Consider the following 26,660-nt stretch of genomic DNA (forward strand, 5'->3'; position numbering starts at 1 on the left):
AACACAGTATAAATGAAACAAATTCATGCTTTTTGGTCAGTATGAACTGGTCCTCAAGCTCAAGTCGATGTAACATATTATGTCTTTTGAAATAACCAAGATAGGACTTTCATGCGCGAGTACGCTGTTTTTACCTCGGAATCTGTAAGCGAAGGTCATCCTGATAAAATGGCCGACCAAATTAGCGACGCTATTTTGGATGCAATCTTAAAAGAAGACCCATACGCACGTGTTGCTTGTGAAACACTGGTAAAAACAGGCGCTGTTGTACTTGCTGGTGAAGTAACAACGACTGCTAATATTGATGTTGAAGCTGTTGTTCGTCATACCGTTAACGGTATTGGATACCACCACTCTGATCTTGGCTTTGATGGATCAACATGTGCTGTAATCAATATGATTGGTAAACAATCACCAGAGATTGCACAAGGTGTAGACCGTCAAAAACCTGAAGATCAAGGTGCTGGTGACCAAGGTTTGATGTTCGGTTATGCAAGCCGTGAAACAGATGTGTTAATGCCTGCTCCGATTTCTTATGCTCACCGTTTAATGGAACGTCAAGCTGAACTTCGTCGCTCAGGCGCACTTCCATGGTTACGCCCAGATGCAAAAAGCCAAGTTACTTTTGCATATGAAAATGGCAAACCTGTACGTCTAGATGCAGTCGTTTTGTCTACTCAACATGATCCTGAAATTACTCAAAGCCAGCTTAAAGAAGCGATCATTGAGGAAATTATCAAGCCGATCATTCCTGCTGAAATGTTCCATGCTGCTACTAAGTTCCATATCAACCCAACAGGTATGTTCGTTATTGGCGGCCCTGTAGGTGACTGTGGTTTAACAGGCCGTAAAATTATTGTTGATACATACGGTGGTATGGCTCGTCACGGTGGTGGTGCTTTCTCTGGTAAAGATCCATCTAAAGTTGACCGTTCTGCTGCATATGCAGGTCGTTATGTTGCAAAAAATATTGTAGCAGCTGGTCTTGCTGACAAATGTGAAATTCAGGTGAGTTACGCAATTGGTGTAGCAGAACCTACTTCAATTTCAATTAATACCTTTGGTACAGCAAAAGTTTCTGATGAGTTGATTATTCAACTTGTACGTGATCATTTCGATTTAAGACCGTTTGGTATTACTCGCATGCTGGACCTTATTCAGCCAATGTATAAACAAACTGCGGCTTATGGCCACTTTGGTCGAGAAGGATCAGACACTGCATTTACATGGGAAAAAACTGATAAAGTTGATGCCCTTAAAGATGCTGCTGGCCTCTAATAGAATTTCATAAAAAAGCCCGCCAATGAGCGGGCTTTTTTACAGTTCAAATTTCATAATATGTAGGGTTTACTCTTCTAGCAACCATCCTTGATGCCATATCATTTGTAGCTCTGATCAAAATTTATTGTCTTGTGGTTTTATCATCCTGATTTAATACATCAAGTAATGTTGACTGCGTCGGAGTATCTTGATGGTTCTGTACATATATATGGACAACTTTAAATACAATGACAACTGCTAGACAAGCCATCACACAAAACATCCACAAACCATACGGGCTTCGAATATGTTGCGAACCACAATATGGACATGATTTATCAGTTGATGCCACAACTTTGTCGCAACACGCACAATGGTATTGATATAGCATAGGTAACCCTCCTTCCCTCATTTCAACCGTTGTTTTTTTAATAGGTTTGCTGCATTTTTAATTTATACATCCTTTATATTTATCCTATGTGAAATGAAAAGATAATTCAATCTGAATGAACAATTGAGTCAATTAAAAAATATTATTAAAATACAAAAAGATAAGTTAAATATTATTTTTTTGGCACTATTTTTCTTATTTTGATATTTTGTCAAATTTGCTAAAATAAGCGAATAATCTCACATTTTAGGTCAATGCATGTCAGATACACAGCTCATTAATAAAGGTGGCTTTCGCGAAAGAGCCAACCGAAGTCGAGGTTATCAACAATCTGAAAACAAGCAAACCGCTCTACCTTCAAATAAATATCAACCGCAGTCAAAACCACAAGAAGAAACTAAATTAGAAATGGATGATATTGATTCATCGACTTCGGATTGCCAGAATAAATAATCATTTAAAAATAAAAAAAGCTTAAACCCATGAGGTTTAAGCTTTTTCATATTCAGAACACACTTATTAATCTTTATTTTTATGCTCTATTTTTTTGTGGTCTGGGGTAACATCTCGCGCTTCACCATCAATAATGTTTGAATCATGGTATTGGCCTTGACCACCACCCTGCTGGTTCTGCATATCTTGCATTTGACGCATTAAATCAGCAAATGGGTTTTGTCCCGAAGCATTACCGCCCATACCACCCATCATTTTATTCATCATAGCTTGCTGGCGTTTTGCAAGAGTTCTCATCGCTATATTACGAAATGCGGTTTGAACACCAGGAATCAAAATTAAAACAGCCAAAACATCTGATACAAGACCCGGCAACATTAATAAGAAACCTGCAAAAGCATAAGCAAGTTTTTTAGTTACTGTTGGATCACTACCTAGCTGACCTGTCATCTGCATTTGCTGTAATTGAGGCATAATACCGGCAGTACTTCTGCGAATAAGCCCCAAACCAATAAAGAAAGCAATAATGAACCAAAAGAACACATACCATCCACTGATGAACTGTGCTACGCCAATCCATACGGCAATTTCAACAATCGCGCCCAGAACTACAATAAGAAGTAAATTCATGTAAAACTTTATCTATCTCAAAAAGAAAATTCATTGCAGTTTTATTTGACCTAACCTTATCTAAGTTGCAAATAAGGATTAAGCATTCCTCTTAGCTCGGATTGTTCTGCCTAATTTCTAAAAATTAACAAAAACTATCGCATCAGCAAGAGTCTGCAATACTGGAGTACATTTGATTTTAACCCGATAAAAACAAACATGCTTTATTATTAATGAGTGCTGTATCAACTTTATCAAGTGCCACTTCAATCAGATTTTAATTTTTTTACTTTATTTAAGTGAGAATTCGTTCAAAAAAGCCCTTCTTTAGTCAAATAAAGTCTTATTTACTTAGCAAAGTTATGAGCATTCCTTTGTTTATGCGTTACTTTTAGAGGACTTTAAAAGCAATACCGATATATCAACCTTACTAGATAACTTACATTTTGCCTATCTAAAGACAGTCCTATTCAAGTTAAATTAATTAGCAATACTTCAAATTAAACTTAGTCAGATTATGTATAAAAAAGCCCTTATCGTTGCAACAAGTATCCTATTTTTATCCGCCTGTTCTTCCAATACGGTAAAACAACATCAAATACACTCTATTTCTGCCAATAAAAATTCAGAAGAAATTAAATCACTGTTTGATCAGGCACAAACCACGGGTGTTTTGGTGATTAAGCGAGGACAAACAGAAGAAATTTATGGCAATGATCTTAAAAGAGCATCAACCGCCTATGTTCCCGCTTCTACCTTTAAAATGTTAAATGCTTTAATTGGACTTGAACATCATAAGGCAACTACAACTGAAGTATTTAAATGGGATGGGCAAAAACGTTTATTTCCTGATTGGGAAAAGGACATGACACTGGGTGATGCCATGAAAGCTTCTGCAATTCCAGTTTACCAAGAATTAGCCCGACGAATTGGTCTAGATCTTATGTCTAAAGAGGTGAAACGAGTTGGTTTTGGTAATGCTAGCATTGGTTCAAAAGTAGATAATTTTTGGCTTGTTGGCCCTCTAAAAATTACACCTGAGCAAGAAACCCAATTTGCTTATCAATTAGCCCATAAAACTCTTCCATTTAGTAAAAATGTACAAGAACAAGTTCAATCAATGGTGTTCATAGAGGAAAAAAATGGAAGTAAAATTTATGCCAAAAGTGGGTGGGGATGGGATGTTGAACCGCAAGTTGGTTGGTTAACAGGCTGGGTCGTTCAACCACAAGGAGAAATTGTCGCATTCTCACTTAATTTAGAAATGAAAAAAGGAACTCCTAGCTCTATTCGCAAAGAAATTGCTTATAAAGGCTTAGAACAACTGGGTATTTTATAAGTTGAACTCTATAGCCCAAGCATAGACTGGGCTATTATTCTGTTTTTTTTTGGAATGTGATGTTTTTAATTATCCATCGATTGGATGAAATGGTGTGCTCAAATTTAACTGGTAAAAAGCAGCATCAAGCCACTCACCAAACTTAAAACCAACTTGTTTAAAAGTGCCTGCATGAATAAAGCCCATTTTTTCATGTAAACCTATGCTTGCCTGATTGCTTGCATCAATACAACCAATCAATACATGTAACTCGGCCTCTTGAGCTCGCTGAATCAGCTCTTGCATTAAAATTTTGCTTAGTCCGCTACCACGATGCTCATGATGAATATAAATACTATGTTCAACGGTATATTTATAGGCAGGAAAAGCCCTAAAGGTTCCCCAGCTCGCAAAACCCAATAACTTGTCAGTCTCATCAACAATACCAATGACGGGAAAACCATTTTGTCTTTTAACCGAGAACCAGTTTTTCATCGACTCTTCAGAGCGCGGTAAATAGTCATATAGAGCGGTAGAATTGATAATTGCTTCATTCAGAATCTCTAATATAGCCAGGGAATGTTCTGCTTCATTACAATCAATCAAACGAAAATTGGAATTGAGGGAAAAGGTCATAAAGATTCCTTAAGGGCAGAGACGAGTTGACTAGAGACGACTAAAATATAGCGAACGACTTGAGATGAATTATTACTGTATATAACGGGCTGGTTTAGTTGCATTGCCAAACAATCCCCTGTGCTTAAAGCATAAGAAGATTCACCTAATTGAATATCAATTTTCCCTTCAACTACCCAAAGTTGCTGTTGTACCACCTTGGAAGTTTCACTAATTTCATAAGTAATTCGTGAGTGAGGGGGAAATTCAATTTCAACAATTTGAAATGAAGACTTCCAATCTGGAGATGAAATTTGACGGCGAATATAACCTGTTTCTGGGTCTTTCCATTCTGATTGTTGACTGCGTAGAACAATAGGCTGAGGTGATTGATTACCTTGCTGGTTAGCGAAGAGTTGAGTCAAAGGCACACCTAAACCATTTGCTAGCTTTTCAAGAACAACCGCTGTTGGGCTCGCCTCACCTCTTTCAATTAACGAAATAGCAGAACGGCTCACCTGACATCGTGTAGCAAGAACATCAAGGGTATATCCACGAGCTAAACGCAGTTCACGTACTTGCTGTGCAATACGGATATTAATATCTTCCATACACTCCAAAATTCAAATTCCAAAATTATAGACAAATATTCCACTAAACTAGAATTCTGTCAATTATTAAAGAATTTTATCTTTTTTTGAAATCTTGAAAAATCTTCTTTGTAGTAACCAAAATAGAATCTATTAAATCTATTAAAAAAACGAAAAATAACCATTCATAAGTGACTTGCTTAAATAACTCATGCAGATCATATTTTGGTATGTAACAATAGCTTTAAATTATTTATGTAAGCCTTCGCATGTCTTTGATTATTGGGATTGACCCTGGTTCACGCTTAACAGGTTATGGAATCATAGAAAAAGATGGTAGCAAACTACGTTTTATCGATGCAGGTACTATTCGAACAGAAACTAAGGAAATGCCCGAACGCTTAAAACGTATCTTTGCTGGTATTGAACGTATTGTTAAATTTCATGGTCCAACTGAAGCTGCCGTTGAGCAAGTGTTTATGGCTCAAAACCCCGATTCAGCCCTAAAACTTGGTCAAGCACGTGGTGCAGCAATAGCCGCTTTGGTTAATTTAGATTTACAAGTCGCAGAATATACTGCCCGTCAAATTAAACAATCTGTTGTAGGTTATGGAGCCGCAGACAAAGAACAAGTACAAATGATGGTCATGCGATTACTTAACCTCACCATCAAACCTCAAGCAGATGCCGCAGATGCACTAGCAGCAGCAATTTGCCATGCTCATGCATCTGGAAGTATGAGCAAACTGTCTGTCCTTAATGCCTTAGGTGGTATGGCACGTGGACGAAGCCGCTCTAGCAGTCGTAGACGTTAAAGCTTTATTAGTTCACGACTTGTGTAATGGCCTGATTCATCTCAAAAGCCTGTAAACCACGCATACCTTGTTTTGCAAGTTGGTCACCGGCCTGAGCATGAAGGGTAACAATTTCATGTAATGCAATTGCCTTATGGAATTGTGCTTTTAGACTTGCAATCATTCCTGCTAGTACATCGCCCATCCCTCCAGTTCCCATACCAGCATTCCCTTGCGTACAAATATAAAGAGTATCTTCTAAAATCAGACTACCTGCTCCTTTAAGCACCCACTGCCCTGCATATTTTTGTTGTAAAGCATAAATCGCAGAGATTCGGTCATTCTCAATCTGAGTAGTGGAACACTCAAGCAATGTTGCAGCTTCTCCAGGATGAGGTGTTAGATAAATATGTGCATTCAATTTTTGAGGCTGTTTTGCTATAAACCATAAAGCATCTGCATCTAAAACAATCTCCAGATGTTCACTCTGATTTAATAAATTAAACCATTGTAGGTAGATCTGCTTTGCCCAATCATCACGCCCCAATCCCATTCCAAAACACACTGCATCGACCTGAAATAAAATATCTTTAATAGACTTTTCATTTAGAGCATTGATATCACGGAGCATAATATTTGGTGCACGAGACAAAATAGCCTGATGATGATTTTGATGACAAACTACCGTGACTTTACCTGCTCCTGCATGAAAAGCAGCCTCAGCAGCCATAATCACAGCACCTCCCATTTGTTCATGCCCGCCAACGACTAAAACATGCCCATAACTCCCTTTATGACCAAATGCCATACGCTTAGGAAGTTTAATATTTGTTGATGTTAAATAGGCTAACGGTTTCAGCTCTTGGTCTATAGGAATTAAATCAATTAAATGAAGCTCGCCTACGTATTCTTTGCCTTGACCTGTAAATAATCCAGCTTTAAGCCCTAAAACTGTAAATGTATGATCAGCCCTTATTGCACAAGGTAAAGTACATCCTGTATTTGCCTGCAAACCGCTGGGTATATCAACAGAAATTTTTAGGCCAGTTTGTTCATTAAATTGTTGAATAGCCTGTTGCCAATGAATGTTTAATTCTCGATTTAAACCAATACCAAATAAAGCATCAATATGACAATCAAAATGCTTTGCAAGTTCAAAACCTTGATGAATTTGCACCAGTTGATCTTTTGCAAATTGCACAGCTTGATGTAAATCTGCTGAAGCCCCTACTTCGGATGCAAAGATTTGAACATTCCAACCTGCTTGCTTCAAATAAGCTGCTATAAAATAACCATCACCAGCATTGTTGCCTTGCCCACACCAAACAGCAATATTTTTAATAGACTGCTCTTTAAAAAGTTCAATTAACTGTTGAGCAATTGACCAAGCCGCTTGTTGCATTAAACCTAATGATGAGTTTTGCGCAGCAAACCAGCGTTGCTCCCATGCTTGAATATCATCGCTATGGTAAACTACCGTCTGCATATTATTATCCTCTTCTGTTTTGGTTTATGACATCTTCCGATACATCACGCATTACGGTGCAACAACTTGATCTTCATGAATTAAAAGCATGGATCAAGGCTCAAGCTTTAGACTTGGGTTTTGCTGATTGTGTCATTGCAAAACCAGATGCTCAAGATCAAATGCCACGTTTTTTAGAGTATCTTGAACGTGGCTATCATGCAGATATGACCTATTTAGAGGAAAATCTAGAAAAGCGGGCTGATCCAACATTATTAGTTCCTGGCACAAAAAGTATTATCTGCGTTCGCATGAACTATCTGGTCGAGTCACCAAAGCCACGTTATGTACCTATTGAACCGAACTCTGCCATTATCGCCCGTTATGCACGTGGTCGAGACTACCATAAGGTCATGCGTGGTAGATTGAAAACTTTAGCCACACGAATTCGTGAAAAAGTTGGTGATTTTGAATCACGTCCTTTCGCTGATTCAGCCCCTATTTTTGAAAAATCATTGGCTGAAAGTGCTGGAATGGGTTGGACGGGTAAACATACTTTGCTTATTCACAAAAAGTCAGGTTCTTTTTTTGTATTGGGTGAACTATTTACATCACTCGATTTACCTTTTGATGGCCCAACGACCTCTCACTGTGGTTCATGTAGTGCTTGTATTGATATTTGTCCGACGCAAGCGATTGTTGAACCTTATATGCTCGATGCACGACGTTGTATCGCATATTTAACTATCGAATATAAAGGAATTATTGCTGAAGAATTACGTGCCGGTATTGGTAACCGAGTTTTTGGTTGTGATGACTGTCAATTAATTTGCCCTTGGAACAGTTTTGCCAAAACTGCGTCCATTAGCGATTTCAATCCTAGAAATGGATTAGACAGCATCAGTCTTTTAGACATCTGGCAATGGGATGAAGCTACATTTTTGGCAAATACGGAAGGCAGCCCAATCCGCCGGACAGGTTATCAATCTTTTAAACGTAATATTGCTATCGGTTTAGGAAATGCTCCTTATTCAAAGGAAATTGTAGCTCAACTACAAAATGGCAAGATTTTGCATGATGATATTGTCAACGTGCATATTGATTGGGCAATTGAACAACAACTTAATCAACTTCAGTCATGAAATTAAAAAAATGATGTTTTTTGCCCTATAGCTTTAATACGAATTCTGTATGATTATGTGTAGTGAATTAATGCCATCATCATGGATATGACAATGACTCTACGTAATGATTGGAATCGTGAAGAAATCCAAGCTTTATATGAACAACCCTTTTTGGATTTAGTTTTCAAGGCTCAGCAAGTACATCGCGAGCACTTCACTGCCAATGCGATTCAGGTCAGCACCCTTTTATCGATTAAAACAGGTAAATGCCCTGAAGATTGCAAGTACTGCTCACAATCAGCACATTACGAATCAAAACTAGAAGCAGAAAAACGTATTGCTGTAGAAAAAGTGATTAGCGAAGCAAAAGCTGCAAAAGATTCAGGTTCTTCTCGTTTTTGTATGGGTGCAGCTTGGCGTAACCCACATGAACGCGATATGCCTTATGTTTTAGAAATGGTACGTGAAGTAAAAGCTTTAGGTTTAGAAACCTGTATGACTTTAGGCATGCTTAACCAATCTCAAGCAGAGCGCCTACAAGTTGCTGGTTTAGATTATTACAATCACAACCTAGATACATCTCGTGAGTACTACTCACACATCATTAGCACGCGTACTTTTGATGATCGTTTAAATACCCTAGATTATGTTCGCCAAGCTGGCATGAAAGTTTGTAGCGGCGGCATTGTAGGTTTAGGCGAAAGCCGTGATGACCGTGTTGGTCTATTACATGAATTAGCTACCCTACCAATTCATCCTGAATCTGTACCAATTAACATGCTCGTTCCAATTGAAGGAACGCCGTTAGCAGATGTTGAAAAGCTTGATGTAATTGAATGGATCCGCACTATTGCTGTTGCGCGCATTATTATGCCGCATAGCTATATTCGTTTATCCGCTGGTCGTGAGTCATTAAGTGATTCAGATCAAGCATTAGCATTCATGGCAGGTGCAAACTCATTATTCTCTGGTGATAAGTTACTCACCACACCAAATGCAGGTGAAGGTAAAGACCAAGCGTTGTTTAACAAATTAGGCCTAACCGCAGAAAAACCAAAACCAACAGTTGCTGACTTATCAGTAAATGCCATGAGCGCATAACTCAAGGCAGTAAAATAAAAAAGCCCTGATTCTTCAGGGCTTTTTTATTTAAACAGAAGTAACTAAAATTCCATAAGTGGCATTAAGAAATGTCCCGACTCGGATAATGTCTTTCCCTGCTGCATGTGTTACAGACAACTCTTGGCTCAATACATCAAAATTAAAAGAATCAAGAACATCTTGATGGTGTAAAAGCCAAGTCACTGTATCTGCTATATTATCATCCACAATATAAGTTAAGGCCTTAAAGTCTTTACTCATAAACAACTCTTAAAAATAAATTTTATGAATTTTATATGAGTTAACTCTACCTTAAAAGAGAATCTAAGCTGCTTTAGGGTTCACTAAAGAACGACCCGACAATAAGCTTGTCAAAGCTTGTGGTGAAAATTCCAAAGAAAGTACATGATTCTTGAGATTAACAGAGTGTTTACTGATCAATGGAAGTAAACCTTCTTCTGTTTCAAAGACGTATTCATCTGCAATATTTAAGATACCCTCAAGATTAGTTGTACTTGAAGCAAGATCATGACTAAAGATGTCATAAATCGTTTGTAAGTTAAATGTTGTCTCCTGCTCAGTTGGGTGCTTAATGAGATAATCCTTTAAAAACAAAACTAGCTTATGAGCAAAGAAAAAGTAATTAGGTTTATAGCTATACTTCATACTATTCATGGAACGGAACTCCAGATTATCTTTTATTAAATTACAACTAAAACAGTAGGAATTGAATCTTAAAAAATTCTTAAAAAAATAAATATATTCACAAGATAAATTAAAAATAATTTTATTGTTAAAAAACAATAAGTTAAATCAAAAATATAGACAACTTCCATCTTAAATTCTTTAAAGTTAGATTAATTTAATAAAATACAATTACTTAAATATTACGAGTTTTTTCATTTTATTTTAAAAATGAATCACATATTATTTTACCAACTGATAAAAAATATATTTCCAAAATATTTATTAATAAAAACAACCGATCAAAATATATATAAATATAATGTTTTTCTTGTTTTTTGGTTGAAAAGTGATATATTTCCTTCGCCTTACTTAAGCAGAATAAACTTGCTGAAAAGTAATGGAATTTATTTTAAAAGGCTATTCTGGGGATTTTATGAAAAGATTTATTTTTATGGCGGCGGTTTCTCTCTTAAATATAACAAATGCACAAGCTGCAGATGGCACAATTACCATTAATGGTCTTGTCACAGATAATACTTGTATGATTGATACTGGAGATAAAAATCTAACAATTAACCTGCCTACAGTTTCATCTCAAACCTTAAAAAATGCAGGTGATGTAGCTGGTCGCACCCCATTTCAAATTAATTTAACGAACTGTGCTTCGGCTGGTAAAGTAGCCACCTATTTTGAACCGGGCGCTACCGTTGACTTTAATACTGGTCGTTTATTAAACCAAGCAACTTCAGGCGGCGCAACAAACGTGAATATCCAGTTGCTAGGCAGTAATAATGCTGTAATCCCTGTACTCGCTACAGGCACGAATGCGGCTCAGACCAACTCACAATGGGTGAATGTTTCGGCAGGTGGTGATGCTGACCTTAACTATTATGCCGAATACTATGCTACAGGTGCTTCTACTGCGGGTACGGTAACATCGCAAGTAAAATACACCATTATTTATCAATAAAATTAAAATTGAAGCTTCTATTTAAAGATAGAAGCTATCTCCTATCTATTTATTCATTATTGAGAATATGACTCATGCTTTTTCGTGGTCGTAAGTTTTTTTGGGGATTAGTTTGTCTACAGGTAGCACTGACTACCACAGGGCATACTGAAATTGTTTTACATGGAACTCGTGTCATTTATCCTTCAAATGCACGTGAGATCACTTTGCAACTGAGTAATAACGGTACAGCTCCCTCTCTTGTTCAAGCTTGGATCGATGATGGAAATGCAAAATTGACTCCCGATGAAGCAAATGTGCCCTTCATTATTACTCCCCCGATTTCACGAATAGAAGCGAATAAAGGCCAGACCTTAAGAATTACAGCTCTACCTAATACTTCTCAATTAAATCAGCAACAAGAATCTATTTTTTGGCTGAATGTTTTAGATATACCTCCTAAACCGGAAGGGAAAACTCAACAAGACCAAAACACTTCTATTTCTAATAATTTTTTACAGCTTGCTGTTCGTTCGCGCATTAAATTTTTTTATCGCCCTATAAATCTAAAAGAGAATATTGAGCAACTAAGTGAGAAAGTTCAATGGAAAATGAATGATCAATATCTAGTAGTAAAGAACCCGACACCCTTTTTCCTGACTATTAGCTCCATTTTTCAAGGAAGTGAAGGCCATAAAATAGACTTATTACAACAAGGTTTAATGGTTGCCCCTTTTTCCGAAGATAAGATAAAACTAAAAAATAAAAATTTAGCAGACATGAGCTTTGTATATATCAATGATTATGGTGGAAGAGTTGAGCACCCAATAAAGTTCTAACCTTACTGTATTACTTAAGAAAACCTAAATACCTATCATGAATAGGCTCTAAAACTATGTCTAAATGGTTTATACCTTATATATGTTTAAAAAGCCCTTTTACTTGTTATGTGGCCTCAAGTATTGCGGTATTTATGCCTTTGGCTGCATATGCCGAAAATAGTACCGATGTTTCAGGTTTCTCAAAAGCAGAGTTTGATAGTAATTTTTTAGTAGGTAATGCGCAAAAAATTGATATTGGTCGTTTCAAATATGGAAACCCCATCTTAGCTGGTGAATATAGCTTAGATGTCTATATTAATGGTCAATGGCTGGGTAAACGACGTATGCGCTTTAGCGCGCACACTCCCAATGCAAATGCCGAAACCTGTTTCACAGAAGCCATGTTACTAGAGTATGGGGTAAAAGCTGAGGTGCTTAGCCAACATTCTCATACATCGTCTCTTTCTTGTGACACACTAGGGACTTGGATAGATAATGCTTTTTATTTATTTGACAGCTCCCGTTTAAGAATTGATATTTCTATCCCCCAAGCCACATTAGAAAAAAATGCACAGGGCTATATCGATCCACATTTTTGGGATCGAGGTATTAATGCAGCTTTTTTAACATATAACGCAACTGCTTATCGGATAGTTAACGAACAACATGAAAGTACATATGCCTTTATGGGGACGAATCTTGGAGCAAATTTAGCGAGTTGGCAATTTCGCCATAATGGACAATGGAAATGGCAAGACCATACTGATTTTCAAACTGATAATTCTTCTTATACTTCAACGAATACATATATACAAAAAGCATTTCCGAAAATTCATGGCGTTGTGACTTTAGGCGATTATTTTACTAATAGTGATTTTATCGATTCGTTACAGTATCGCGGGGTAAATATTTCAAGTGATGACCGAATGCTTCCAAACAGTATGCTCGGTTACGCTCCCAGAGTGAGAGGTTATGCAAAAACCAATGCTAAAGTCGAGGTTAGGCAACAAGGCAATTTAATTTATCAGACAACGGTACCACCCGGAAACTTTGAAATTAATGATCTTTACCCAACGGGGTTTGGAGGCGAGCTACAAGTTTCGGTAATTGAATCTAATGGAGTAATTCAAAAATTCTCTATTCCCTATGCTTCTGTAGTCGAAATGCTACGCCCTCAAATGAGTCGATACTCTTTTACTTTAGGGCAGTTTCGAGATTCACACCTTAGCCTAACTCCATGGCTAATACAGGGTAAATATCAACGGGGAATTAATAATTACCTCACAGCTTACAGTGCGGTTCAAGCGACCCAGCAGTATCTCTCCTTCTTACTAGGCACAGCTTTTTCAACACCAATTGGAGCTGTCTCTTTTGATGCCACTCAATCAAAAGCTGAGTTTGATCATCAATCTAAAATGACAGGGCAAAGTTATCGCTTAAGTTACAGTAGACTATTTTCTCCAACAAATACTAATTTAACATTAGCTACTTATCGCTATTCAACAGAGAACTACCTCAAATTGCGTGATGCAATTTTAATTCAAGATTTACAACAACAAAATATTGATAGCTTTCCTGTAGGAAAACAAAAAAGTGAATTCCAGATTACTTTAAATCAAGTTCTTCCAAAGCAATGGGGAAATTTTTATTTAGTGGGTTCATGGACAAACTATTGGAATCAACCCAAGACCAATAAACAGTTCCAAGTAGGTTATAGCAATCAATTTAAAGATTTAACTTATAGTTTATCCGCAATTAGCAGCGAAATTAATGAAGGCGGCACCCGCACAGGTCAAGATACGCAGTACCTTGCTTCTTTATCTTTTCCATTGGATTTTAAGAAAAATTCTCTAACTTTTAATAGTGTTATTGGTGAGGATAGCCAGACTTTAAGCTTCAGTGGCTTTACAGGAAGTCGCTTAAACTACGGCGCATCAATTTCTAATCAGGACCATGGTCAAACCAACCTGAATATTAATGGTACCTATAAAACAAACTATACAACACTTGGTGCTTCATTCAGTCACGCAGATTCATACCAACAAGAAATGCTTAACTTCAGTGGCAATGTTGTTGCACATTCCCAAGGAATTCTGTTTGGGCCAGATCAGGCTCAAACCATGGTGCTGGTCTATGCACCAGATGCTACTGGAGCACAAGTCGGCAATACACCAGGGCTCAGTATTAACAAAAAGGGATATGCAGTTATTCCCTATGTTACGCCTTACCGTATGAATGACATTAGTCTTGACCCGCAAGACATGTCTACACAAGTTGAACTTGGTGAGAGCAGTTTACGGATTGCCCCCTATGCAGGTTCAATCACTAAAGTTCAATTCTCAACAAAAAAAGGTTATGCACTTTTTATTAGTACAACAACATTAGATGGCTCACATCTACCTTTTGCCGCACAGGTATACAACCAGAATAACGAAGTAATAGGAATTGTCGCACAAGGCAGTCGCATTTATTTACGAACACCCCTAACCCATGACCGTTTATATGTGAAATGGGGAAATACGAGTACTGAAAAATGCGAAATTGAATACGATATAGCGGATCAAATAAAGCATAACAACCAACCAATTATTATGACAAAGGCAGTCTGTAAATGAATAATATTTTAAAAAAAATTGGATTTTTGGCAGCGAGTCTATTTGCTTATAGCCATACAAATGCAAATTGTAATTTAAGTAAAGGATTTACTACCGTCGATATTCCAATGAATATAGGTAAAATCGTAGTAAAACCAAATGATCCAATAGGAACGATCTTACAAAAGAATACTTTTACAATATCTCCTAATAATTCAACTGCAACTTGTAATCGCGCGAGTGATCAAATTATTGCAGCTCTCCCCTTAAATTATCCAATTAGTCCTATAGGTAATAATGTTTATGCGACTAATATTCCTGGTATTGGTATTCGTCTTTATCGTGAAGCTGCCGATGCTTCAGATTTTTCAGGATATTACCCCTATAGACGTACATTAACCCCAAATAAAGCATATACGCTTTCCCCAGGGTATTTTGTTATGGAGGTTATTAAAACTGCCATGACAACAGGCTCCGGAGCACTAGTCGCAGGCCGTTACAGCACCTATTATGTATCAGGACAACAAAATCGCCCATTTTTAACAACGACCGTATTAAGTAATACCCCTATTCTTATTGCGTCTTCATCTTGTGAAATTCAAAATGGTGTAGATTCACCAGTTCAACTTCCAACCGTGATGAAATCAGGCTTTAGAGCGATTGGGTCAACCCAAGGGGAACAGAATTTTAATCTATCAATCTTATGTAATGGTGGCGAAAACAACTCTGGTATCGCTACGAGCAATACGATCAGCTTAAGTTTTGATTATAATTCTGATACCTCCAATAATCAGGTGATTAACAACAGTGCCGCGAATTCAATCAAAGCCAACGGTGTGGGTGTCGAACTGTTATGGAATATGAATGGAGCAAATCAGCCGATTCAAAAAGCAAGCAAACTAAGTATAGGTATGGTGAGTTCCAACCAAACTGTTGAATATGATATACCTTTAACTGCTCGTTACTATCAGACTGCCACTAATGTGACCGCAGGTGAGGTTAAAGCAACAGCGACGGTGACGATTCAATATGATTAACTATTCTCTATAAAATTACTAAAAACAAATAAGCTCAATGCTACCAAAAGAACTCAAAAAACTAATTTTTTTCAAACTTTGTAGTTCTATTAAAAAATCACATAAAAAAATGCTCATAAGCAAAAATAGCAAATGAGCATTAGTGATAACCACTTAACCTGAAATACAAATTGTGGGAAATAGATCACAATTTGCATGGGTATAATTTCAAAATTCGGCTTAAAGATCAAGTCTTTTTTTTAACAAAAATTTAAAAAACCATCATAACATATTGTTTTAAATAAATTAAAAAAATAAATTTAATTTATAACCGCTATTTTATAGTGCTTCTAAAGAATTATCATTCTATTAATTAATAAAAACTTAATTTTAAGAAAAATTAAAAGACACTCGTCAAGTCGGATAAACTTAAATTTAGTTTAACTTCAAATATTTAGACTAAAATCATAAAAATTTAAACTTTAAAGAATTACATAATTTATAATAAAAAAAACATAAATAAATTTAGAAATCCCCTTCAATTGCAAATAATATGTTTTAGACTTTTTATCAGAACGTAACATGCTCATTTTTTGGAAAATATTATGTATCTTATTACTAAGTCTAGGTGCTACAAGTATAGGTTTTGCGATTAGTAACATCGATCTTTTTCTTTTTTTTATAGGTTTGCTTTTATTAACCTCCTTTATCTTAGCTTTAAAGCAAGCACGTGAAGATGCGGGTTTCTTTCCTGATAATTAAACTAATATAAGTTTCTGAGATATAGAATCAGTAATAAAATCATGATTGAATATGCGCTATAGTTTATAGGGTTGTCATCAAATCATGTCTAAAAATTCTTCAGACGCTGGAATTTTTTTATGGATGACTTACCAGACTATGCAAAAGATGGGCTTAGATGCAGCATCTATTTTTGCAAGTGTAAATTTGCCCAATCAACCACCCGATAAAAATATTCGTAGAGATAATTCTACCCAACAACGGTTTTGGACAGCCGCTGAAGAAATTAGCCAATATCCTGATATTGGCTTACATGTAGGTAAGCAAATGCCCCCTTTCCGAGGTTTGGTCATTGAATATTTATTTTTGAGCAGCTCTACATTTTGTGAAGGATTACAACGTACTATAAGATATCAAGCCCTACTTACAGATGTATTTAGCCTTTCCTTAACCATTAATGAAGATCAAGCAATATTATCGGGTTTTGAGCACCCCGTAAGGCATTATCTAGAATGTGGAATTGGTGTTTTTCTTAATTTTTTTAAATATATTACTAATAATGAGTTCAGACCTAGTCATATTACTCTACCTTATCAACAAGGTGCCTCGGCTGAAACTTATCAAGAGATGTGGGAATGCCCCGTCATTTTAGGCCAAACAAAAGGTGCTATAGTTTTTCCTAGTGTACTATTAAATAAGACCTCGCCAGCTGCTGAGCCAGAATTATTAAAAATCCATGAAACTCTTGCGGAACAGCAGTTATTAACATTAGAAAAGCATCAACTGATTCATGCAATTGAACGTTTACTTAGTAATGGATTACTTGAATCTAGGAAATTTGATCAAAAATTGATTGCAGAACGATTAAACCGCAACCCTCGTACTCTTCGCGCTGATTTACAAGCTATTAATACAAATTATGAAAAGATTCTAAATCAACATCGAGAAAAACTTGCCAGACGTTTGCTTGCTAATACACAAGAAACTATTGATCAAATTGTTTATTTAACCGGTTTTTCAGAGCCCTCTGCGTTCACACGTGCATTCAAACGATGGACCAATGAAACTCCAAGTGCTTATCGACAACGTAAACAAAAACAATCAAATTGATTCTAAAGGCAATTGGTCTACTGCCTATTAGGTCAAAGGGATAAAACATTCTTCTTTTAAAATGGCTTTAAATTGCAATTAAGAAGAAGTGACACATATGCTTGGATTCCCTGTAGGTGTTTTTGTAGCAAATGGCTTGGAATGGTACTTTCATAAAGTTTGGCTGCATGAGTTTCCAAGCCAGTATCGTAATAGCCCATTTTTCACCCATATCGCCCATCATAAACGTGCCCGTTTAAATGGCTTCCATGACGAAGGCTATGCCGAATCTATGCTTAAAAATGCTGAAATTTATAATGAAAAAACAGCCTTAATTGGATTAGCAGGTGCTGCTACCATTTTTTTACCTGTAGCTCCTTTTTTTACAGCTGGACTCTATTATGGTTTATGGAATTATTGGCGTGTACATGCTAAATCTCATTTAGACCCAGAATATGCAAAAAAACGTATTCCTTGGCATTATGATCACCATATGACAAGTAATCAGAATGCTAATTGGTGCGTTACCAGACCTTGGTTTGACTATATTATGGGAACAAGAGTAACCACCGAAGTATCTAAAACCGAAACTAATCCTTTAGGGATAAAATTACCTAAATGGGTAGAAAAACCTATTAATTCAGCTGCTAGACGTTTACTTGCTAAGTCTTTTGCCAAAATTGATTTAAACTCTCGTCAAGATCAATCTAATTTACGTGAAGGCATAGAAGTTAGTCTGACCTAGTGTATTGATCTAACTAAATTCAAAAGAAGCTGCGGAAAAATGGCAGCTTCTTTAAACAGACGTCTAAGCGTTAGCATTTAACTAACCAAGTTTAAGTTCTAAAAGACTCGAAACAACTCACCAGAAAATCCATTACTACACGTATTGCAGGACTATGTCGTAGATCTTCATGGGTTACCAACCAGATTTCAGCACTCATAGGATGATCATCTTGCAATCTGACCAAGTTACTCAGTGTGCCTAAAAAATCAGGTAACACAGCTAACCCAACTTCGCCACATGCTGCTCTCCACTGAAGTTCAGGATGATTTGTAACCATTACAGGTTCTTTATCGCCTAATCTTTCTTTTAACTTCTGTTGTTTTTGACCATGTACACCCCCGACCTCTACGCTAATCCATTCATAACTTTCAGAATCAGTTGAAGCTAAATAATTTGGAGCAGCATATATTCCAAAAGGAATTTCGCCTACTTTACGAGCAACTAAGTTTTCATCTTTAGGACGACCAAATCGTACAGCAATATCAGCCTCACTATGCTGCAAAGAAACATAATGAACGTCGCCGAGTACACGTAATTTTAATTGGGGATAATGACGATAAAACCTTCCCAGATGAGGCATGATAAGATGCGCAGCCGTTAAAGGAGGCATACTAATAGAAACACTACCCATCACTTCTTGCTGACCAGCCTGAGTTAAACGTTCAATAGAAAATGTTTCTTCCATCATACGAGCAACTACTTGTGCAAGACGTTCCCCATCTGGGGTAAGTATGTATGTGCGTGGTCTACGATCAACTAATTTGAGTTTTAAATTTTGTTCTAGTTGAGCAATTCTTCTGGATACAGTTACATGGTCTACCCCCAACTTTCTTGCGGCAGCTGACAGTGACTTCTCTTCGGTAAAAACTGAAAAGTAATGTAAATTTTCCCAATCAATCATTGTGCAAATTTTCACATTAGAAGTGTATTAATACGGAATTGTACACCTTTATATAATTGCCCAGAATAAAACCTTTCTTAGTGGGAGCCTGTCGATGAACAGAACGGTGGCTTATGCCTATGCTGGTGTTGTATTAACGATGTTTTTTTGGGGATCAGCATTTAATGCAATGTCTTATATTATTCAACATATGCCTCCGCTATCTGCCGCATCTGAACGGTTTTCAATTGCAAGCCTAAGCTTACTTCTGATCTTTTCAATAACAGGCAAACTAAGATGGGCAGCCTTAAGTCAAAATTTATTTATCTATCTTATTATTGGGGTTGTCGGCATTGCAGGATTCAACATAGGTTGTTTTTATGGCTTACAGACTACATCTGCTGTGAATGGTGCTTTAATTATGGCAACCACACCGTTGATGACTCTATTAATGACAATTATTTTGGACGGTGAAAAACTTACCCCTAGTAAATTTTTAGGTGTTTTATTCGGCTTAAGTGGTGTGTTACTCGTCATTAGTCAGGGGCATATAACAACTTTACTTCACCTAAAAATAGACATTGGAGATCTATTTATATTATTAGGGGCTTTTGGATTTTGCTTAGCAAATGTTCTATCTCGTCGCTATGTAAAAAATGCCACGCCTTTAGAAACAACGACTTTTTCTATGATGTTCGGGGCAATAACACTTGGCGTGTTAAGTATGATATTTGAAGATCCTCTTACAGCCATTACTTCTGCGCCTGTGAATGCACATCTGGCCATGGGTTATGTCATTATCTGCTCTACAATGATTGCTTATCTATTCTGGTTTAATGGCATACAAAAGTTAGGAGCCGGACGTGCTTCCGTCTTTTTTAACTTTGTACCTGTATTTAGTATGCTCATCGCCCTACTTACAGGGCAGTCTCTCAATATCTGGCAATTAATAGGAACAGCTTTAGTGATGTTTGGTGTAATGAGTAGCGGAGGTTTTTTTAAAATTAAAGGCACGCCACTTATAGTAAAACATTGTACAAAATAGGAAATATGCTGCTACATTAAAAATCATATGTTTATCATGTAGCAGCATTTTCAAATAAAAAATAGAAAAAATATTTACTTAATAAATTCTTTAATTTTATAAGTTTTACTTTTAAAAATATATTTTTACATTTTCAATTATTTATCACAAAAGCTCATCTTAATTATTGCGTTGTAACAAATAATATATGTTTCTTTAAAACTTAATAAAAGATTGCCATATATAGTTTTAAAACAACCTAAGGAGATATTAAAATGAAGCTGGATTTCACCACCATTGAAAAGCAAGCCCAATTGCTGCAAGAAGAGCAAGAAAAAATTGGACAACAAGATCATGATTTTCAGATCGCTTTAGATAAGCATAGAGAATCTTTAAAGAATTTATTTAAAGAGCTTTTTCATGATCAAGAAATTAAAACAGAAAATGGAGGTCATTGTTGCGTAACATTCGGAAATTTTAAAATTTCTTTATTAATTGAAACTGCTAAATTTGAGAATGGTGTACCGGTAAAATTAAACTCAGTAAATCCTATTATTGTGAAATTTAAAAAAGACAAACCAGTTGCAAAAGCACAATTTACCGATGCAACTCAATATCTCGATAATCATTCAGAAGCTCCAAACTATCAGTATTATTATAAACAAGAAGATAAAACCAAGCTCGTCCAATTTTCTGAACTTCCAACTTTCTTTCAAGCTATCTTAGACACGGATGTATAAAGTCAGGCCCTCAATAGAGGGCTTTTTTATATATTATTTTTATATCATTTAAATCTATTAAAAAATAATATCAGTCTAATTATTTTTTTATTTATCTATGAAATATTTAAGCCACTTTTAGGTTCTACAGCCTCAAAAAGTATTTGATTCTTTTTAAAATTACTTGTATATACATGTTTGTATTTGTTTGTACAAATGCAGACTTAATAAAAATAGAGTGGACTCTTAAAGGACAAGGAGAGTGTAATGGACTCATCGGCTGAGAAACCAAATAGTAGTTTTATTGAAAACCGAAGCATTGATTTTATTCCAGAGAATGAAAGACATGGCGGAGTGTTTGCCCAATTCACCCTCTGGTTTGGTGCCAATTTGCAAATCACGGCCATTGTGACGGGGGCACTAGCAGTTGTATTAGGCGGGGATGTTTTTTGGTCGATTATTGGTTTATTTGTGGGACAGTGTTTTGGTGCTGCTGTCATGGCTCTACACGCTGCTCAAGGTCCAAAACTTGGCCTTCCACAAATGATTTCAAGTCGTGTTCAATTTGGGGTATATGGTGCGTGTATTCCAATCATACTCGTCTGTCTCATGTATCTGGGGTTTACTGCAACTGGTGAGGTACTCGCGGGTAAAGCTATTGCACATCTAGCACATGTCAGCAATACAACTGGCATCTTAATTTATGCCTGCTTTATTATCTTATTTGCAACGATTGGATATCGTTTAATTCATGTGGTAGGCAAAGTAGCCAGTATTATTGGCTTGATTGCTTTTGTTATTATTCTAACTCAAATTTTAGCTCTTTCTGATTTCTCCGAACTCTTAGCAGTACGTCATTTCAGTTGGTCTTCATTTTTGTTAGCAGTTTCACTTTCTGCTTCTTGGCAAATCTCTTTTGGACCGTATGTTGCAGACTACTCTCGTTATCTTCCAACTAAAACGTCTTCATCTCGCGTTTTCTGGGCCGTTGGCTTAGGTTCTTTAGTGGGTTCACAAATTTCTATGAGCTTAGGCGTTTTGATTGCTCAGGTTGCAAACGGGAATTTTGTTGGAAATGAGGTTCAATATGTGGTTGGAATGAACCCTATTGCCTTAGTTGTTACCTTCTTATATTTTAGTATTGCTTTTGGCAAAGTTACTCTGACGACCTTAAATGCTTACGGTAGTTTTATGTGTGTTGCTACGGTTTGGAACAGTTTCAAATCGACAAATCAAATCTCAAAAATAACAAGATTGCTCATTGTCCTTGCTATGGTTGTGATTTCGACCTTTATAGCAATTATTGGCGAGCACACTTTCTTAAGTGCTTTTAAAGCATTTATTTTGTTTTTACTCACTTTTTTTATTCCATGGAGCGCAATTAATCTGGTTGATTACTACTTTATCTCCAAAGAAGAATGTGATGTAGATGCACTCTATGATCCAAATGGCAAGTATGGTCGCTGGAATCGAATTGGTATTACTTGCTACTTTTTAGGTATTTTAATTCAACTACCATTTATTGATAGCAAATTCTATACAGGTCAAATCGCGGCAATGTTGGGAGGCATAGATCTATCATGGCTAGTGGGACTTATCTCTACAGCTTTGATCTACTATTTTTTTGCTAAAAGAGCTCAACTAAAGTTTGTAAAACAGTTACCTATCGAACAAGTTAAGTAAAGCCCAAACATAAGATATCAAAGTATGACTTTGATATCTTACTGAAATTGATAAAAAGCTATTCTTGTAATGCTTTAACCTGTGCTGAAGCAGGAAGCCCAAACAACTTATCAAAACTCCAATTAAATATAAAAGTGTAGATAGGAATAATGATAATAAAAGCTACATCTAGCCAAAAAGCTGCAATCAGAGAAATATCCATCCACCATGCAATAAGAGGAATCAAAAATAAAACTAAGGTAAGCTGAAAACCAATTGCATGCCCAACCCTACGTTTGACTGTACGAATATTACTGCTTTGCCTAGCTTCCCACTTCTCATATATAACATTGTAAATAAAATTCCAAGTTACAGCGATGGTCGTAATCATGACAGATAGAGGCCCAGTATGTTCCACACTATCGCCGGCCAAGATAGCTAATCCTACTGATGAAATAATCATTCCGATCACTTCATAAGAAGAAACATATACGATTCGACGCTTTACACCTTGCATAATCAATAAACTCTGCTTAATTCTTTATATTTTAATTTCAGTTAAAATCATATATAAAGTTAATAGCTTTCAGTTTGACTGATATCAAAATGAATTTTAACAGTGAAAATATTGAACTCTTCATCACCGTACTAGATACGGGATCTTTCTCTGCGGCCGCTCGTAAACTAAATCGGGTCCCCTCAGCAGTCAGCATGGCCATTGCTAATTTGGAAGCAGAATTGGGTTATATCTTATTTGAACGAACCCATCGAAAGGTCATTCCAACTTCTACAGCATTAGCTTTAGAACCACAGGCTCGCATTATTTCTGAACAGCTTAGGCTATTTAGTACTCATGCTCATGAACTTTCTTTAGGGCTTGAAAGTAAATTACGTATTGGTGTTGTCTCTGATGTAAATACAAAATTATTATTCTATTCAATAAAAAAATTAGCCGATAAATTCCCATTACTTAATATAGAAGTTATTACTGCCCCTCAAGATGACATCGTCAATTTACTTTATAAGGAAGAAATTAGTCTTTGCTTAGCAGGTTCAGACCTAAATATAAAAATGCGTGAAAATCTGCAATTGGTAATGACTGAAACAGTAGTTGCCACTATTTCGTCTAGACATAGTCTTCTACAAGAAAAAACAAAGCAGTTTTCTATTGAAGAGTTAATCAATATTAGGCAAATTGTAGTAGCGAGTAGTGACCATGAAATGACAGATTCTCGTTCAATTATTGGTGCAATGTACTGGAAAACGAATAGTCTACAAACAGCAATTAATATGGTTGAAGCAGGACTCGGCTGGGGAAATTTCCCTTTATCATTAGTACAAGAAAAAATCGATCAAGGTCATTTAGTTCTTTTAGATTTTAAAAATACCAAAAATCATTTACCTCTATCCATTTACTTAATTTGGCTTCAAGACCGCCCATTATCTAAAGCGGCTCGAGAACTCATCCAAATTATTCAAGAAAATTTATAATTTTTTTATACTTTAGTTCTGAGTACATCTAATCTCTTTTATAGTTTTACTTCAGATTAAATATACTTGCTTTAAAAATTTAGCTTATTGTTCAACCCCTATTTCCATAAATATTATACAAAGCAAGAAGCCTACTTAAAAAGCAGGCTTCTTACTGTATTTCAGGACTAAGCAATAGTTTTTTATTTTGGAAAAATACATTTATACTTTATTAAAACCTAGCATTTTAGTCAAGAATAAAATCAATAAAATACAATCATTTGTATTCCACGTGAAAGCAGTCACACTTTAAGTTTTATATAGAAAACACATTAGAAAAAGAAAGAAATTTCAATGATAAAAATTTCCAACTTTTCCACTTAAAAGTTCTATTTTTTTTAATAAAATGAGATAAATTGCTTAATTTTAAAAATAAGCTGGCCTTTATTCATCTCTTTTCTCTTTTCATCTTTAAAGCTATATCCATCTTATATTAGCTTATTTATTTTGAAATACTTTGACTCTCAATATTTTATAAGTAATTTTTCGATTATATCCAGACTTACAAAAATCAAAGGACAAGTCCTTTACAAGTTCTAAAAAATTAATCCTATAAATATTATCATTTTTTATTCTTAACTTTTTAAATATTAATTATGTATCCTGACTTAGATTACTTAGAAGAAAATTTACTCATCATCAATATATTTATTACAGTTTTTCAGCAAAATCCAAAGAATAATTACCATTAGTAAGATGTAAACTTGACTAGGATAAGAAGTGATTGACTCTATAAATATAATTTTATGAATTAGTTTTATTCTAAACATTCTCATAGTTTTATTAAAATAATTTTCGATCGAAAATTTATAAATTGCACACGATACATACATGCACAAATCTGCTTGTACTCTACTATTTTTCGGTAAACTTATCTAACCTAATCTTGTCAGCATTATTCAAATAACCTCCCACAAATTGGTTGTATTTCAAACAATATATATTTAAAAAGAATTAATAATTCGAATCGAAAAGATAATTAAGCCTCTACCACAATAAGTTGCTGGCTGGAATAAGTTCTAATTGATCGATAAATAACTTAGTTCACTTTACTCGCGAAGTCCTCATACGCTAGAATCACTATCGCTTGTAATATTTAACCAAAACAACACAATATTTTTTGGGCTACTATGCGCCAACTTTAGAAAATGACTTGTGTTTAATTAAAAAATTGATTAGTATTGCACGCACTGAAAAGCCTTGAGATTAAAAGCTTTTCTTGCTTATAGGGCCTATAGCTCAGTTGGTTAGAGCAGCGGACTCATAATCCGTTGGTCCACAGTTCAAGTCTGTGTGGGCCCACCAAATACCAAACCCCATAAACTAAAAAGTTTATGGGGGTTTTTAATATGTATTCAAATAGAATTTGGTTCACCGTTATAAACAATACTTAAAATTTAATTATCAAATTTTAAAATTTATTTTTATTCCCAAACTTCAGCTTTTTTAAAATAAATTTTCTTTGTGCACTGAATATTTCTGCTTCATCTATTAGGCTAAGATTTGTTTCCGCATAGGTTCCGAATGTTCTAATTGAGTATCCCAGAACTTTTCCCATAAATCACAATACTCTAAGCATATCTTTTCAATATAGTTATAATCTTCTTCTGTACAAGCTTGCATCAAGACATACCATAAGTCTTCTTCATGATCATCATCCGCGGCTTCGGCACTCTCATCCTCAGAAATACCATGTACATGATAATAACCACCACCCTCCACCTCCAAACCGACGGCTTTAGTTGCTTTACGTAAAGGTGGACTGTAAAGGATAACCTCTTCTTCCGCGACTGCTAATAAGGCTGAAACAGCTTTATAGTCATGATAAGCATTTTCTAAAAATACTCTAACTTGATCTGCAATGTCACTGGGTTGATAAGTCAGACGATCTTCTTCCGTAATACCGAAATCATTTAATACATCTTCAAATAAAGGATAGTGAGCATATTCTGGATTTCCCTGATAATAACCATCTTTATCTAAACCGGGTCGAAATCCAAACTCATCAAAAATATTTAGGCTTAAAAGAAAACGTGGAAACATTTTTGCGCCAGCATGCAATCTTGGCTCTAATTGTTTAGTTTGAAATTGGGCCATAAGCAGTGCATCAGTAAAAGTTTGCACAATTGCATGACGATATTCTAAGTGAATTTTTTTTAAATTTTCTTTATTAATTTTTCCGTCATTTAAAATATTAATTGCTGGATGATTTGAGACGGCATGGTTAGCAATTTTTGCTCTTAAACGGATCAAAAAGTCTGAATTTTTTTTCCATAGTTCGGCTGAAATGCTTTGCTTCATCCCTGCGAGTGCTTTCTTTCTAGGATTATTAAAATTCTCAAATTTCTTAGGCATATCCACTCTCATTAAACTTATTGAAGCCTGATCGATTTTTTACATCTTTTATTATAAAAACAATGACTTAAATTAATATTTAAATA

27 protein-coding genes and 1 tRNA gene are annotated in these 26,660 nt (G+C 35.7%); 18 read left to right on the forward strand and 10 right to left on the reverse strand.

The genetic code is table 11. The features are described 5' to 3' along the window. The first annotated feature begins 111 nt into the window (after positions 1 to 111). Positions 112 to 1,278, forward strand: a complete 1,167-nt coding sequence (gene metK, locus RMB13_RS17885; RefSeq protein ID WP_004642588.1) for a methionine adenosyltransferase — start codon at positions 112 to 114, stop codon at positions 1,276 to 1,278. 124 nt (positions 1,279 to 1,402) lie between these two features. Here the strand turns inward: metK and RMB13_RS17890 are convergent, their stop codons facing one another. Further along, a complete protein-coding gene (locus RMB13_RS17890) occupies positions 1,403 to 1,651 on the reverse strand; it encodes a hypothetical protein (RefSeq protein WP_198078646.1) in 249 nt (82 codons plus the stop codon). Positions 1,652 to 1,909: 258 nt separating this feature from the next. On the opposite strand from RMB13_RS17890, the gene RMB13_RS17895 reads away from it, so the two are divergent. Beyond that, entirely contained in the window at positions 1,910 to 2,104 is a 195-nt protein-coding gene (locus RMB13_RS17895; protein WP_209733427.1) for a hypothetical protein, read from the forward strand. A 66-nt stretch (positions 2,105 to 2,170) separates the two neighbouring features. On the opposite strand, the gene RMB13_RS17900 is transcribed toward RMB13_RS17895, so the two are convergent. Then, the gene (locus RMB13_RS17900) at positions 2,171 to 2,734 is read right to left on the reverse strand and encodes an FxsA family protein (protein ID WP_017390537.1); all 564 of its coding nucleotides are present in this window, start codon (positions 2,732 to 2,734) and stop codon (positions 2,171 to 2,173) included. A 496-nt stretch (positions 2,735 to 3,230) separates the two neighbouring features. On the opposite strand from RMB13_RS17900, the gene blaOXA reads away from it, so the two are divergent. Further along, entirely contained in the window at positions 3,231 to 4,052 is an 822-nt protein-coding gene (gene blaOXA / locus RMB13_RS17905) for an OXA-213 family carbapenem-hydrolyzing class D beta-lactamase (RefSeq protein ID WP_311085949.1), read from the forward strand. A 69-nt stretch (positions 4,053 to 4,121) separates the two neighbouring features. Here the strand turns inward: blaOXA and RMB13_RS17910 are convergent, their stop codons facing one another. Both RMB13_RS17910 and RMB13_RS17915 read right to left on the reverse strand, forming a co-directional pair. Continuing rightward, complete coding sequence (locus RMB13_RS17910) at positions 4,122 to 4,667, reverse strand: N-acetyltransferase family protein (RefSeq protein ID WP_311085950.1); 546 nt, start codon at positions 4,665 to 4,667, stop codon at positions 4,122 to 4,124. Next, positions 4,664 to 5,257: an XRE family transcriptional regulator gene (locus RMB13_RS17915; protein WP_311085951.1), complete on the reverse strand. Its 594-nt coding sequence runs from the start codon at positions 5,255 to 5,257 to the stop codon at positions 4,664 to 4,666. Before RMB13_RS17915 ends, RMB13_RS17910 begins: the two co-directional genes overlap by 4 nt. A 248-nt stretch (positions 5,258 to 5,505) precedes the next feature. On the opposite strand from RMB13_RS17915, the gene ruvC reads away from it, so the two are divergent. Next, complete coding sequence (gene ruvC, locus RMB13_RS17920; RefSeq protein ID WP_003651385.1) at positions 5,506 to 6,051, forward strand: crossover junction endodeoxyribonuclease RuvC; 546 nt, start codon at positions 5,506 to 5,508, stop codon at positions 6,049 to 6,051. Positions 6,052 to 6,058: 7 nt separating this feature from the next. Here ruvC and RMB13_RS17925 read toward each other — a convergent pair whose 3' ends face one another. After that, complete coding sequence (locus tag RMB13_RS17925; RefSeq protein ID WP_311085952.1) at positions 6,059 to 7,516, reverse strand: NAD(P)H-hydrate dehydratase; 1,458 nt, start codon at positions 7,514 to 7,516, stop codon at positions 6,059 to 6,061. Between the two features lie 26 nt (positions 7,517 to 7,542). On the opposite strand from RMB13_RS17925, the gene queG reads away from it, so the two are divergent. Then, positions 7,543 to 8,637 carry a tRNA epoxyqueuosine(34) reductase QueG gene (gene queG / locus RMB13_RS17930; RefSeq protein WP_270902580.1) on the forward strand — a complete coding sequence of 365 codons (1,095 nt, stop codon included), beginning with the start codon at positions 7,543 to 7,545 and terminating at the stop codon, positions 8,635 to 8,637. 93 nt (positions 8,638 to 8,730) lie between these two features. Further along, positions 8,731 to 9,720, forward strand: coding sequence for a biotin synthase BioB (gene bioB, locus RMB13_RS17935; RefSeq protein WP_004642579.1), 990 nt, complete (start codon positions 8,731 to 8,733; stop codon positions 9,718 to 9,720). A 48-nt stretch (positions 9,721 to 9,768) separates the two neighbouring features. On the opposite strand, the gene RMB13_RS17940 is transcribed toward bioB, so the two are convergent. Together RMB13_RS17940 and RMB13_RS17945 are read right to left on the reverse strand one after the other, a co-directional pair. Then, positions 9,769 to 9,981: a hypothetical protein gene (locus RMB13_RS17940; RefSeq protein ID WP_311085953.1), complete on the reverse strand. Its 213-nt coding sequence runs from the start codon at positions 9,979 to 9,981 to the stop codon at positions 9,769 to 9,771. 63 nt (positions 9,982 to 10,044) lie between these two features. Next, complete coding sequence (locus RMB13_RS17945) at positions 10,045 to 10,395, reverse strand: hypothetical protein (protein WP_003651376.1); 351 nt, start codon at positions 10,393 to 10,395, stop codon at positions 10,045 to 10,047. 409 nt (positions 10,396 to 10,804) lie between these two features. On the opposite strand from RMB13_RS17945, the gene RMB13_RS17950 reads away from it, so the two are divergent. From RMB13_RS17950 to RMB13_RS17980, 7 genes are all read left to right on the forward strand, one after another. Then, positions 10,805 to 11,377, forward strand: coding sequence for a fimbrial protein (locus tag RMB13_RS17950; protein ID WP_311085954.1), 573 nt, complete (start codon positions 10,805 to 10,807; stop codon positions 11,375 to 11,377). 74 nt (positions 11,378 to 11,451) lie between these two features. Then, the gene (locus RMB13_RS17955) at positions 11,452 to 12,195 is read left to right on the forward strand and encodes a fimbria/pilus periplasmic chaperone (protein ID WP_311085955.1); all 744 of its coding nucleotides are present in this window, start codon (positions 11,452 to 11,454) and stop codon (positions 12,193 to 12,195) included. Positions 12,196 to 12,335: 140 nt separating this feature from the next. Next, positions 12,336 to 14,792, forward strand: coding sequence for a fimbria/pilus outer membrane usher protein (locus tag RMB13_RS17960; RefSeq protein WP_311086027.1), 2,457 nt, complete (start codon positions 12,336 to 12,338; stop codon positions 14,790 to 14,792). Further along, the gene (locus RMB13_RS17965; protein ID WP_281833429.1) at positions 14,789 to 15,808 is read left to right on the forward strand and encodes a fimbrial protein; all 1,020 of its coding nucleotides are present in this window, start codon (positions 14,789 to 14,791) and stop codon (positions 15,806 to 15,808) included. The genes RMB13_RS17960 and RMB13_RS17965 overlap by 4 nt, the downstream gene beginning before the upstream one ends. 561 nt (positions 15,809 to 16,369) lie before the next feature. Beyond that, positions 16,370 to 16,549, forward strand: coding sequence for a hypothetical protein (locus RMB13_RS17970; protein ID WP_017390526.1), 180 nt, complete (start codon positions 16,370 to 16,372; stop codon positions 16,547 to 16,549). A gap of 84 nt (positions 16,550 to 16,633) precedes the next feature. Further along, positions 16,634 to 17,638: an AraC family transcriptional regulator ligand-binding domain-containing protein gene (locus tag RMB13_RS17975; protein ID WP_311085956.1), complete on the forward strand. Its 1,005-nt coding sequence runs from the start codon at positions 16,634 to 16,636 to the stop codon at positions 17,636 to 17,638. A 97-nt stretch (positions 17,639 to 17,735) separates the two neighbouring features. Continuing rightward, positions 17,736 to 18,362 carry a sterol desaturase family protein gene (locus tag RMB13_RS17980; protein WP_080026919.1) on the forward strand — a complete coding sequence of 209 codons (627 nt, stop codon included), beginning with the start codon at positions 17,736 to 17,738 and terminating at the stop codon, positions 18,360 to 18,362. Positions 18,363 to 18,453: 91 nt separating this feature from the next. Here the strand turns inward: RMB13_RS17980 and RMB13_RS17985 are convergent, their stop codons facing one another. Next, positions 18,454 to 19,305 (reverse strand): LysR family transcriptional regulator, encoded by an 852-nt coding sequence (locus RMB13_RS17985; RefSeq protein WP_311085957.1) that lies wholly within the window; start codon positions 19,303 to 19,305, stop codon positions 18,454 to 18,456. Positions 19,306 to 19,399: 94 nt separating this feature from the next. On the opposite strand from RMB13_RS17985, the gene RMB13_RS17990 reads away from it, so the two are divergent. The 3 genes from RMB13_RS17990 to RMB13_RS18000 all read left to right on the forward strand — a co-directional run bounded on the left by RMB13_RS17990 (position 19,400) and on the right by RMB13_RS18000 (position 22,710). Then, the gene (locus RMB13_RS17990) at positions 19,400 to 20,329 is read left to right on the forward strand and encodes a DMT family transporter (RefSeq protein WP_004642568.1); all 930 of its coding nucleotides are present in this window, start codon (positions 19,400 to 19,402) and stop codon (positions 20,327 to 20,329) included. 254 nt (positions 20,330 to 20,583) lie between these two features. Beyond that, positions 20,584 to 21,048: a hypothetical protein gene (locus RMB13_RS17995; protein ID WP_311085958.1), complete on the forward strand. Its 465-nt coding sequence runs from the start codon at positions 20,584 to 20,586 to the stop codon at positions 21,046 to 21,048. A 246-nt stretch (positions 21,049 to 21,294) separates the two neighbouring features. Continuing rightward, complete coding sequence (locus RMB13_RS18000) at positions 21,295 to 22,710, forward strand: cytosine permease (protein WP_311085959.1); 1,416 nt, start codon at positions 21,295 to 21,297, stop codon at positions 22,708 to 22,710. A gap of 58 nt (positions 22,711 to 22,768) precedes the next feature. Here the strand turns inward: RMB13_RS18000 and RMB13_RS18005 are convergent, their stop codons facing one another. After that, positions 22,769 to 23,206, reverse strand: a complete 438-nt coding sequence (locus RMB13_RS18005) for a PACE efflux transporter (protein ID WP_311085960.1) — start codon at positions 23,204 to 23,206, stop codon at positions 22,769 to 22,771. A gap of 89 nt (positions 23,207 to 23,295) precedes the next feature. On the opposite strand from RMB13_RS18005, the gene RMB13_RS18010 reads away from it, so the two are divergent. Together RMB13_RS18010 and RMB13_RS18015 are read left to right on the forward strand one after the other, a co-directional pair. Continuing rightward, on the forward strand, positions 23,296 to 24,180 hold the full coding sequence (locus tag RMB13_RS18010; RefSeq protein ID WP_311085961.1) for a LysR family transcriptional regulator: 885 nt from the start codon (positions 23,296 to 23,298) through the stop codon (positions 24,178 to 24,180). Between the two features lie 1,267 nt (positions 24,181 to 25,447). Continuing rightward, positions 25,448 to 25,524: transfer RNA gene (locus RMB13_RS18015), tRNA-Ile, on the forward strand. Positions 25,525 to 25,710: 186 nt separating this feature from the next. On the opposite strand, the gene RMB13_RS18020 is transcribed toward RMB13_RS18015, so the two are convergent. Beyond that, positions 25,711 to 26,574 carry an iron-containing redox enzyme family protein gene (locus RMB13_RS18020; protein ID WP_205469392.1) on the reverse strand — a complete coding sequence of 288 codons (864 nt, stop codon included), beginning with the start codon at positions 26,572 to 26,574 and terminating at the stop codon, positions 25,711 to 25,713. Positions 26,575 to 26,660: the final 86 nt, after the last annotated feature.

This window comes from Acinetobacter sp. V102_4 (genome assembly GCF_031799005.1).
Taxonomy (GTDB): domain Bacteria; phylum Pseudomonadota; class Gammaproteobacteria; order Pseudomonadales; family Moraxellaceae; genus Acinetobacter; species Acinetobacter calcoaceticus.